This is a genomic window from Phenylobacterium sp. (assembly GCF_030654915.1).
Classification (GTDB): Bacteria; Pseudomonadota; Alphaproteobacteria; order Caulobacterales; family Caulobacteraceae; genus Phenylobacterium.
Map to the genome: position 1 here is coordinate 1 of NZ_JAURWM010000053.1, position 3,130 is coordinate 3,130.

Below are 3,130 nucleotides of genomic sequence, written 5' to 3' on the forward strand. Positions count from 1 at the left end.
AGATGGTCGCCGAGGCCAGTCTCTCTGAAGAAGAGCTTGTAGCCCGGAGGTAGGCCACCATTGGCGTTAGCCAGTCTCCTGATCTCGCTGAGAATCTGTTCGCGCATGGCTGGATGATTGCCGGTCTTCCGAAAGAAGCGAAGCGTCGATTGGGGAGATGCTCGGCGATGCGCCGGTGCGGACTACTCCGATAGCGGCTTTCCGCGCATCGACTTAATTCCGCTGCGACGGGTCTTCCCTTCGAGCCGCTTCAGTTTCGATGAATAGGTGGGTGTGGTCGGCCTGCGGGACTTGGGCCGATGAAGGGCCTGTCGGATCAGGTCCGCGAGCCGGGCGCGAACGTCCTGTCGATTCATCTCCAACGACCGCGAACCCTGCGAAAAGAGGATCAGCACATCGTCCTGCGTCAGGCGGCCTCCTGCGAGCCGCCTGAGCCGCTCCTTGGCATCGTCGGGTAGGGTGGACGCCCCCACACCAAAGCGAAGCTCCACGGCATTGCTCGTCTTATTTACATGCTGCCCGCCGGGGCCGCTGGCCTTGACCATGCGCTCGGTGAACTCGTCGTCCCCGATGGCGAAGTTAGGGGTGATTTCCATCATGCCCGCGAAATAGGTTGGACTGTCTTGACGTTCTGACCGCCCGGACCGGCCGAACGGATGAACCGCTCGGTCAGTTCGTCCTCCGAGAGGCTGATGGTGGGCGTGACTTCAATCACCGGCTTTTCCGATATCCTTGTTGCGGCTAGACTTCAGCTTATGCGCGCCGCCATCGCCCTTATGCACGTGACCATTCGAACCGCCCAGGCCGGGTTGGTGGGAGAGGTCGTGCGCTAAGAACCAAACAGCGCCCGTATTCGACACCAGCCCCGCCGGCGACGGACGGGGCTTTTTCTTTGGCTCCGTTCTCCGGCCCACCGAGAGACCATGATGAGCCAAGACGAAATCCTGATCCGAGCCTCCGAGCCAGAGGATGTGCCCGACCTGACCGAGGTGCTGAACCAGCCGCGCGCCGTCTGGGGGACGATGCAATTGCCGTTCACCAGCGTCGCCACTCGGCGCGAGCGCTTCAAGGTCACGTCAGCGAGTCAAACGATGCTCGTCGCCGTGATCGATGGGAAGGTCATCGGCAGCCTGGGCCTCGGCCGCCTGGAGGGGCGCCGGGGCCATGTCGGCACGTTTGGCATGGCTGTCCACGACGCCTACGCGGGCCGGGGCGCGGGCACGGCCCTGATGGCGGCGGCGGTCGAGCAGGCTGACCGCTGGCTCGGTATTCGGCGCCTTGAACTCACGGTGTGGACCGACAACATCCGCGCTATCGCGCTCTATGAACGCTTCGGCTTCGAGCGCGAGGGGCTGATGCGCGACTACGCTTGGCGAGACGGGGCGTATGCCGACGCCATCGCGATGGCGCGGTTGCGCCCATAAGCCCCTTGCGCGCCCCAATCCCTAGATCGTCATCCTCGACCGGAGCGAAGCGGAGCGTCGGGGATCCATAGACGCCGAATTTGGGCGAGAAGCCTCGGACGTCGGCGTCTATGGATGGCCGGGACAAAGCCCGGCCATGACGAGCTTAAATGGGGAGACCCGTCTGGCCGAAGGTCGGCGTTTCTAGCCGGCCGAGCAGGCCGCGCAACGGCCGCGGGCTTCCAGGGTGATGGTTGAGACCTGGTAGCCCGCCTTGGCGGCGGCGGAGAGCTGGGCCGTGAAGTCGGGCTCGAACTCCTCGGCCGCGCCGCAGCAGTCGCAGATCAGGAAAGCGGCGCGGTGGCTCTGGCCGTCGATGCGGCAAGGCACATAGGCGTTCAGGCTCTCGATCCGATGCGCAAATCCCAGGCGTTCCAGGAATTCCAGCGCCCGATAGACGGTTGGGGGCTTGGCCGGTTCGCCGTGCGTGCCGAAGGCTGCGATCAAGTCGTAGGCCTTTTGTGGGGAGTTGGACTCCAGAAGCAGTTCCAGGACCCGGCGGCGTGGCGCGGTCAGGCGCTCCTGCGTCGCGGCGCAACGGCTCTCGGCCGCGCCCAGCGCTTGGCCCAGCGCCGAGCCCTTGAGGCCCGGATGCACGCCGTCCGGATGATGACACTCGGCTCCCATGTCCCCTGGCTACCTGCCTCTTGATGACTCGGCAAGCAACGGCGCTTGACGGCTGGTTATGTTATCTCATAACAGAAGGCGTTATTTCGTAACAGCGGGGGGCGATTTCAAGCCTCGCGCCTGCATTCTGTTCGAGGCGATCCCCCGATGCGCAAGCTCCATCTTCTGGCCGCCAGCGGCGTCGCGGCCCTGATCTCCACCCCGGCCTGGGCAGATGCGGCGAAGGAAGTCTCGGAGGTCGTGGTCACCGCCGCGCCCTATGTCGTCTCGATGGACTCCTCGACCACCAGCGTCGAGGTGCTGCGCCGCGACGATCTGGACACCGCCCCAGCCGCGGGCCTGGGCGATGTGCTGTCGGGTCTTCCAGGCGTGCGCTCGACGTTCTTTGGGCCCGGCGCCAGCCGCCCGGTGATCCGCGGCCTAGCCGGTCCTCGGGTGATGGTGCTGACCAACGGGGTCGGCATGATCGACGCCTCGGCCCTCTCGCCCGACCACCAGGTGGCGACCGACCCGCAGGAAGCCGAGCGTATCGAGGTGCTGCGCGGCCCCTCGGCGCTGGCCTATGGCGGCTCGGCCATCGGCGGCGTGGTCAACATCATCGACGACCGGATTTCGGACAAGGCGGTGCAGGGTTTCCACGGCCGGATGCTGGCGGCGACCTCCACCGTCGACGACGGCACGACCGCCTCGGCCGCTTTCAAGGCCGGGGTCGGCAACTGGGTGTTCAGCCTGGACGGCCTGCGCCGCGAAAGCTCCAACTACGACATCCCGGTCCCGGCGGAATCGCGCCGCGCGATGGCAGCGGAGGGCGAGGCCTATCCGGGCCCGGTCGCCTCGACCGTGGAGAACACCGCGCTCGACCTCTACGCCTATGGCGGCGGCGTCTCCTATGTCGGCGAGAAGGGCTTCCTGGGCCTGGCGGTCAAGCACACCGACAGCACCTACGGCGTGCCCGGCCACGCGTATGAAGGTCACGACGATCATGACCACGATCATGATCACGACCACGAGGAAGAAGAGGGCGGGGTGGTCATCGACCT

At 65.8% G+C, this 3,130-nt stretch carries 5 protein-coding genes; 3 read left to right on the forward strand and 2 right to left on the reverse strand.

Annotated elements, in window-relative coordinates; genetic code table 11:
• Positions 1–182: 182 nt before the first annotated feature.
• The gene (arfB, locus tag Q7T84_RS02290) at positions 183–599 is read right to left on the reverse strand and encodes an alternative ribosome rescue aminoacyl-tRNA hydrolase ArfB (protein WP_304806020.1); all 417 of its coding nucleotides are present in this window, start codon (positions 597–599) and stop codon (positions 183–185) included.
• Positions 600–692: 93 nt separating this feature from the next.
• Here arfB and Q7T84_RS02295 point away from each other — a divergent pair, with 93 nt between their 5' ends.
• A complete protein-coding gene (locus Q7T84_RS02295; protein WP_304806021.1) occupies positions 693–833 on the forward strand; it encodes a hypothetical protein in 141 nt (46 codons plus the stop codon).
• 93 nt (positions 834–926) lie between these two features.
• A complete protein-coding gene (locus Q7T84_RS02300; protein ID WP_304806022.1) occupies positions 927–1,424 on the forward strand; it encodes a GNAT family N-acetyltransferase in 498 nt (165 codons plus the stop codon).
• A 183-nt stretch (positions 1,425–1,607) separates the two neighbouring features.
• Here the strand turns inward: Q7T84_RS02300 and Q7T84_RS02305 are convergent, their stop codons facing one another.
• Positions 1,608–2,090, reverse strand: a complete 483-nt coding sequence (locus Q7T84_RS02305; protein ID WP_304806024.1) for a Fur family transcriptional regulator — start codon at positions 2,088–2,090, stop codon at positions 1,608–1,610.
• 147 nt (positions 2,091–2,237) lie between these two features.
• On the opposite strand from Q7T84_RS02305, the gene Q7T84_RS02310 reads away from it, so the two are divergent.
• The coding region (locus Q7T84_RS02310; protein WP_304806026.1) for a TonB-dependent receptor plug domain-containing protein at positions 2,238–3,130 on the forward strand (893 nt) is incomplete at its 3' end.